Raw genomic sequence first — 6,740 nt, forward strand, 5'->3', positions numbered from 1 at the left:
ACCGCCCCGTCGAGGTCTGCCCCGACCTCAGCTGCCGCGAGCTCAGCCGCCGCGAGCTCAGTTGGCCCGACCCGAGCCGCCCCGTCGGCCGCCGCCCTGCCATCCGCCGTTCCGGTCATCCGAGTCTCCTGTCACGGGCCGTCAGGCCGGGTCACCGCGACGTCAGCCTACGGCGCCGTTCCACCGGGGCGGGCTCCGGCACGGCCGCTTCGGCGGGGCGGCTGGTCTGTGCCGCGAAGGCGCCGGCCAGCACCAGCAGGCCGCCGGCCAGCTGTGCCGGGCCGAGCGTCTCGCCCAGCAGGAACCAGGCGGTGACGGTGGCCACCACGGCCTCCAGGTTGGCTACCACCCCTGCCACCGGCGGGGAGAGGAACTGCACGGAGACCACACCGGTGAGGTACGCGAGCACGGTGGCCACCAGCACCATCCAGGCGGCCGGGAGGAGGGCCGGCAGCACGTGGCCGTTCATGGTGACGTCTCCGCCGAGCAGGCTCCAGTCCGCCGTCCAGGGCCGGGTGAAGACGGTCAGCGCGACGGCGCCGACCAGCAGGCCGAACGCGCTCACCGCCATCGGGTCCACCTGCTCCTTGCCTTGCTTGGCGGCGTCGGCCAGGACGAAGTAGCCCACCTGGCAGCAGGCCGCGCCGAGCCCGAAGAGCACGCCGAGGGTGTCGAAGGCCAGGCCGTGCCAGAACTCGACCACGCAGGCCAGGCCGGTCACGGCGACCCCGGCGCCGATGGTCGCGGCGCGGGAGACCGGCTTGCGCTGGACGAACTTCACGTAGCCGAGCAGCAGCAGCGGCCCCAGGTACTCGATCAGCAACGCCACGCCGACGGGTATCCGGGATATCGAGGCGAAGTAGCAGGCCTGCACACCGGCCACCGCGAGCAGCCCGAAGCCGATCAGCAGCTTCGGGCGGCGGCGGAAGGCGTCGCGGTGCCGGTACGCGAGCGGGAGCAGCACGACGGCGGCACCGGTGACCCGGAGCCAGACCACGTGCAGCGGTGAGAGCCCGGCCTCGATCAGCGGCTTGGCCGCCGTGCCGGAGCCGCCGAAGGCGACGGCGGAGACGAGGGCGAGGGAGAGCCCGAGGGACCGGGCCGAAGCGCGCCGGGGCCGGCGGAGGGGAGCCTGAGGGATGGAGGGCTGGGGCGATGAGCTGTGCACCGACGCATTCTGTCAGTCGGGCACCACTTCGGTAAGGGCTGTCCATGCCGGACGGTCCTGCCGCCGATCGTGGCCGGCAGGACCGTCCGCCGAGTGGAATCCCTGCTCAGCGCGGGAGGGGCTTCCCGGGTAAGTCCCAGCCCGGGACGACCCACTCAAGAAGGAGCCCCCAGGGAGGAGCCCCCGGGGAGGGGTTACCCCTGCCCGGTCCCGGAGCGGGTGCCCGCACCGGCCTCCTCCACCGCCCCGCCGCTCGGCGTGGGCTTGGGGGTGGGCGTCGGCTTCGGCGTCGGGGTGGGCGTCGGCTTCGGCGTGGGGGTGGGTGTGGGCTTCGGGGTGGGTGTCGGGGAGGAGGAGGTGGGGTCCTGGGTCGGCGTCGGGTCGGGCCGCCGGGAGGTGGCCGAGGAGGACGGGCTGGACGGGGTGGACGGGGTGGGCGGAGTCGACCGGGTGTCGGACGGCGTCGAGCCGGTGCCGTCCGGGGTGGCCGACGGGGTCGGGGACGCCGTCCCGGCGCCCGAGCCGTAGGAGGAGGAGTCGTCCACGGCGGAGTCGGAGAAGGAGGAGACGGGCTGACCGGCCAGCGCCGACTTCATGTAGGAGGTCCAGATCTGCGCCGGGAACCCGCCGCCCGCCGCGCCGGCCACGCCACCGGTGCCGCTCAGCGAGACCTGCTTGCCGGTGGTCGGGTCCTGTCCGAACATGCCGACCACGGTGACCAGTTCGGGGGTGTACCCGGCGAACCAGATCGAACGGTGGTCGTCGGTGGTCCCGGTCTTGCCCGCAGCCGGTCGGCCGAGCTCCTTGGCCCGGTACCCGGTGCCGCCCGGGTCGCTCACCACGCCCCGGAGCATCGAGGTGACCTGCTGGGCGGTCCGCTCGCTGACGGCCTGGTTGGTCTTGTGCTCGGGCAGGCCGATCCCCTCGCCCCCGTGGTCGAGGGACTGCACCAGCCAGGGGGAGATCTGCCGACCGCCGTTGTCCAGGGCGGCGTAGACCCCGGCCATGTCCATCACGCTGGGCGTCGAGGTGCCGAGCGGGATCGACGGGACGGCGGCGAGGTCGGGGGTGTCGGCCGGGAGGCCGAGTGCCACGGCCGTCTCGCGGACCTTCTCCAGGCCGGTGTCCTGGGCGAGTTGGGTGAAGGCGGAGTTGACCGACCAGTCGGTGGCCTGCTGGAGGGTGATCTGGCCGTAGCTGCGGTCGCCCTCGTTCGGCGCCGCGTACGGGGCGCCCTTGCCGCCGACCACGGGGCGCCGGCTGGTGCCGTCGTAGACCGTGCCGGGGGTGATGGTCCGTCCGGACTGGGTGGACGCGCGGTTCTCCAGCGCGGCGGCGAGCGCGATGGCCTTGAAGGTCGAACCCGCCTGGTAGTCCTGCCGGGTGGCGTTGTCCACCCAGTGCTTGGTGGCGTCGGTGCCGCCGTAGAGGGCGACCACGGCACCGGTCTTCGGGTCGACCGAGACGGCCCCGGCCTGGGCTGCGGCGTCGACCTTGCGGGAGTCCGGCTTGAGCCTGTCGGTCAGCTGCTGCTGGACGGAGTCCTGGAGCGCCTGCTGCTTCTTCGGGTCGATGCTCAGTTTGATCGTGTAGCCGCCCTGGGCCAACTGGGCGTCGGTGACCACGTTGTGGGAGGTGAGGTACTCGGTGGCGGCGTTCACCAGGTAGCCGGCCTGGCCGGAGAGGCCGGGGGCGCTCTTGGGGGCCTGGACCTCGGGGAAGGCGGTCGCGGCCCGGTCCTCGGCGGAGAGCCACTTCTCCTGGACCATCGCGTCCAGCACGTAGTTCCACCGGTCGGTGGCCCGCTTCTTGCCGTTCTCGGTGGCGGTGGCCACGTCGTAGGCGCTCGGGGCGTTCAGCAGGGCGGCCAGGTAGGCGCCCTGGGCGGCGTTCAGCTCGGAGGCGTCGACGCCGAAGTACGCCTGGGCGGCGGCCTGGATGCCGTAGGCGCCCCGGCCGTAGTACGAGGTGTTCAGGTAGGCGGCGAGCACGTCGTCCTTGGTCTCGGTGGCGTCCACCTTGACCGCTATGAAGAGCTCCTTCACCTTCCGCGAGACGGTCTGCTTCTGGTTCAGGTAGGCGTTCTTGACGTACTGCTGGGTGATGGTCGAGCCGCCCTGGGTGGAGCCGCCGGTCACGGTGTTCACCGCGGCCCGGAGCATGCCCTTCGGGTTGACCGCGCCCTCGTGGTAGAAGCTCCGGTCCTCGGCGGCCATCGCCGCGTTGCGGGCGGCCTCGGAGATCCTGTCCAGCGGGACGCTCTGCCGGTTGGTCTCGCCGGTCCGGGTCAGCAGGGAGCCGTCCGAGTAGAGCCAGGTGTTGCTCTGACGGGTCGCCTGGGCGTGCGCGTCGGGCACCTGGACCAGGGCCAGGCCGAGTGCGAACAGGCCGACGCCGAGCACGCCGAGGCCGAGGGTGGTGAAGAGCGTGAAGCGCCAGGTGGGGACGAGCCGGCGCCACCCGGTCCGGCGGGGCCGTCGCTTGCCGGTCTGCTGCGGGCGCGGACGGCCGTTCGGGGCGGGGCGGGGCAACGGAAGGGCCTTTCCTGGGCGGACGGAGAACCGTGCCAGCCTGCCCCGGGGCACGGGGCTCCCGTTAGGGACCTTTGTCCCGATTTTGATGAGAACGGGCTTATCTGTGTTGGTTGCTCAATGATCAGGTGATATAGGCCACTTGGTCGCACGGAGGGGTGAATCCGGAAACGCCGGAAGGCCCTCCATCCGAAGATGAAGGGCCTTCCGGCTGTCTGTGCGCCGCCAGGGACTCGAACCCCGGACCCGCTGATTAAGAGTCAGCTGCTCTAACCAACTGAGCTAGCGGCGCCTGCTGACGAAGAGAACATTACACGGTCGACCCGGAACCACCGAATCGGTTTCGCCGGGGCCCGGCCCTAGGCTGACCAGATGTCCAGCAGCGCAGCCGCCCGCTCCGTCCGCGCCGTCCGCGCCGTCCGTGTGGTCCGAGACCTCCTCCTGTTCAGCGCCCTCGCCTACACCGCCTGGGTACTGGAGGTGGTCCTGAGCACCGGGCTCGACCCCGTGCAGACCTACGTCAGCGAGCTCGCCGCCGAGGACCAGCCGCTGGGCGGCCTCTTCCGCGCCACCGACCTGGTCGCCGGGCTCGCCGTGCTGGCCGGGGCCGGGACGGCGCTGCGGTGCCTGGAGCGGCGGCCCTGGTCGGTGGCCGGTTGGGCGGCGCTGGCCCTGTTCGGCCTGGCCACGGCGGTGGACTCGCGGCTCCCGCTGAGCTGCACCCCGACCGCCGACCCCGAGTGCGCGGCCCGCGAGACCGCCGGTCTGGTGCCGGCCACCCACACCGCGCACGCGATCAGCAGCAGCCTGGCGATGGTCGGGGCCATCGGTGCGGTGGTGCTGCTCACCGTGGCGGCCCGCCGGTACGGCTGGTGGCGGCCGCTGGCCCGGTACGGGCCGTGGCTGGTGGTGGCCGAGCTGCTCGCCACCACCTGGAGCCTGGCCGCGATCGCGGCCTTCGAGGCCGGCCGCGGCACCTGGACCCTGGGGGCGGGCCAGCGGTCGCAGATCCTGCTGATCGCGGTCTGGCTGGCGGTGCTCGCGGTGAGCGTCGGCCGCTCGCCCGGCCACTCGCCCGGCCGGGCCGACCCGCGCCTGGAGAAGGAGACGGAGACGCCGGAGAGAGTGGAGTCGGTGGAGAACGTGGAGACGGCGGAGAAGGTCGAGGAGAAGAAGGTGGAGGGGCGGTAGCCGTGACCGGTCAGGGGCGGGAGAGGGAGCGGGAGCGAGAGCGGCAGGAGGGGGAGGCGCGGTTCGTCCGGGTGGACGGCCGGGCCGTGCACGTCCGGGCCTCCGGGAGTGGGCCGTTGGCGGTGCTGAGCGGAGGGCTCGGCTGTTGCTGGTTCGACTGGGACGCGGTGGTGCCGCTGCTCGAACCGCACCGGACGGTGGTCCGCTTCGACCGCCCCGGGCACGGGCTCAGCCAGCCCTCGCCGGAGCCGCCCACCGCGTGCGGCGAGGCGGACCGGATCGCCGCCCTGCTCGACGGTCTGGTCCGGGAGAAGGTGGTGGACGGTCCGGACGCGGAGGCTCCGGTCACCGTGGTGGGGCACTCGATCGCCGCCTTCCACGTCGAGGCCTTCGCCCGGCTGCACCCGGAGCGGACCGCGGCCCTGGTGCTGCTGGACGGCTCGACCGAGCCGGGGGCGCGGCCCGCGCCCGCCCGGGCCGTCCGGGACCTGACGGCCCGTACGGTCGGCGCGGTGCTGGCCGCCGCGGGGCTGCCGTACCTGCTGGGCCCGTCGGCCCGCCGGGCGATGGCCGCCGCCACCACGCTGGGGCACCGCGACCCGGCGCCGGCGGAGCTGGTGCGGCGCTGCTACCGGACGGGCCGGATGCTCCGTTCGGTGCTGGCCGAGAACACCCGCTACCTGGACGTGGCCGCCGAGTTGGACGCGCTCCGGCGCACCACCGCGCTGCGGGCGCCCGCCCTCGTGCTGGCGGCTGCGGCCCGTCCGGGCGGGCGCTGGCTGGCCCGGCAGCGGGAGTTGGCGGACCTGTTGGGAGCGGAGTACCGGGAGGCCGTGCCTGCTGGACACCTGCTGATGTGGGACCGCCCGGAGACGGTGGCGGCGGCGGTGTTGGACGCCCCACAGGTGCGACGACCTGGGTGAGTACGGCGGCGCCCTCGGCGGGGCGACCGGCGGCAATGCCCTTGGTACGTACGGTCCGTACAGTCCGCGGGCGCCGGCACGGAAGGGCCACGGGCGTGGCACGGGAGCGGCACGGATGCGGCACGGGCGCGGCACCGGAAGGCCGCGGGCGAGGGGCTGGCGCGGCGCGCGCTCCTAGGGGCGCGCGAGCGTCGGCGCGCTCTCCTCGGGTGTGATCTGTGCCCAAAAAGCCGCGAGAAAGCCCCAAGTCTGGTAGGTCGATGGTGTATTGAGACTCCGTCAGGGAGATCGGCAAAACCGGCTATGCTTCCTTCGATCCGGCCCGCCCCGCCCATGTCAGAAACGGGTGGAAGGGCCGGAGAGGGCCCCTTCCAAGGCCGGTACGCGGTCCGATGTTCCGTACACCTTCCGACAGTTGAGGACGCTGATGCTTGGTGCTGGATCGTCATCCGGGGATCGGCGCCCCGCGGCCGGGCTGGGATGGCTCCTGCCCACCGCGCTGACCGCCGCAGCCGCCGCCGCGGCCACCGTGCTGATGGAGCCCACCGCGCGTTGGGCCGTCGGCTGGTGCGGGGGAGTGGCCACCCTGATAGTCGCGGTGGTGGCCGCCGAGTCGACTCGCCGGGGGCGGGCACTGACCGCTTTCCAGGAGCGGGCGGAGCGTCAGGAGGCCGAGCTCAGGCAGCAGTTGGCCGATCAGGAGGAGCAGACCGCCCGGCTGGCCGAGGCGCTGCCCAAGGCGGTGGCCCGGCTGCAGAGCGGAGAGTTCCTCGAGGACGTGCTGCGCGAGTCGGGCTCCGGCACCGGCTCGGCCGGCTTCCAGCAGGCCCGCCACGCGGTGCTGCGCACCGTGCTGGAGGCGGTGGACGCGGAGGAGGGTCTGCGCGAGTCCGCGCAGCGGGCGTTCGTGAACATCGCCCGGCGGGT

The 6,740-nt window shown here is 73.3% G+C and carries 4 protein-coding genes, 1 tRNA gene and 1 pseudogene; 3 read left to right on the top strand and 3 right to left on the bottom strand.

Features of this window, described 5'->3' with window-relative positions; genetic code table 11:
- Positions 1–151 precede the first annotated feature (151 nt).
- The 3 genes from ABD946_RS26830 to ABD946_RS26840 all read right to left on the bottom strand — a co-directional run bounded on the left by ABD946_RS26830 (position 152) and on the right by ABD946_RS26840 (position 3,991).
- The gene (locus tag ABD946_RS26830) at positions 152–1,141 is read right to left on the bottom strand and encodes an EamA family transporter (protein ID WP_345287845.1); all 990 of its coding nucleotides are present in this window, start codon (positions 1,139–1,141) and stop codon (positions 152–154) included.
- A gap of 221 nt (positions 1,142–1,362) precedes the next feature.
- On the bottom strand, positions 1,363–3,699 hold the full coding sequence (locus tag ABD946_RS26835) for a transglycosylase domain-containing protein (protein ID WP_345287833.1): 2,337 nt from the start codon (positions 3,697–3,699) through the stop codon (positions 1,363–1,365).
- A 218-nt stretch (positions 3,700–3,917) separates the two neighbouring features.
- Positions 3,918–3,991, bottom strand: a tRNA-Lys gene (locus ABD946_RS26840).
- A gap of 80 nt (positions 3,992–4,071) precedes the next feature.
- On the opposite strand from ABD946_RS26840, the gene ABD946_RS26845 reads away from it, so the two are divergent.
- The 3 genes and pseudogenes from ABD946_RS26845 to ABD946_RS26855 form a co-directional block, all read left to right on the top strand.
- A complete protein-coding gene (locus tag ABD946_RS26845; RefSeq protein ID WP_380149615.1) occupies positions 4,072–4,890 on the top strand; it encodes a DUF998 domain-containing protein in 819 nt (272 codons plus the stop codon).
- 2 nt (positions 4,891–4,892) lie between these two features.
- Entirely contained in the window at positions 4,893–5,813 is a 921-nt protein-coding gene (locus ABD946_RS26850) for an alpha/beta fold hydrolase (protein ID WP_345287835.1), read from the top strand.
- 427 nt (positions 5,814–6,240) lie between these two features.
- Positions 6,241–6,740 (top strand): annotated as a pseudogene (locus tag ABD946_RS26855) (ATP-binding protein); the annotation flags it as partial.

Origin of the sequence: Kitasatospora albolonga (genome assembly GCF_039535905.1) — a bacterium.
Lineage (GTDB): Bacteria > Actinomycetota > Actinomycetes > Streptomycetales > Streptomycetaceae > Kitasatospora > Kitasatospora albolonga.

What these genes read in the sequence shown, in the direction of transcription:
- ABD946_RS26845 (WP_380149615.1), top strand. Translation starts at nt 4,072, where the DNA reads ATGTCCAGCAGCGCAGCCGCCCGCTCCGTCCGCGCCGTCCGCGCCGTC.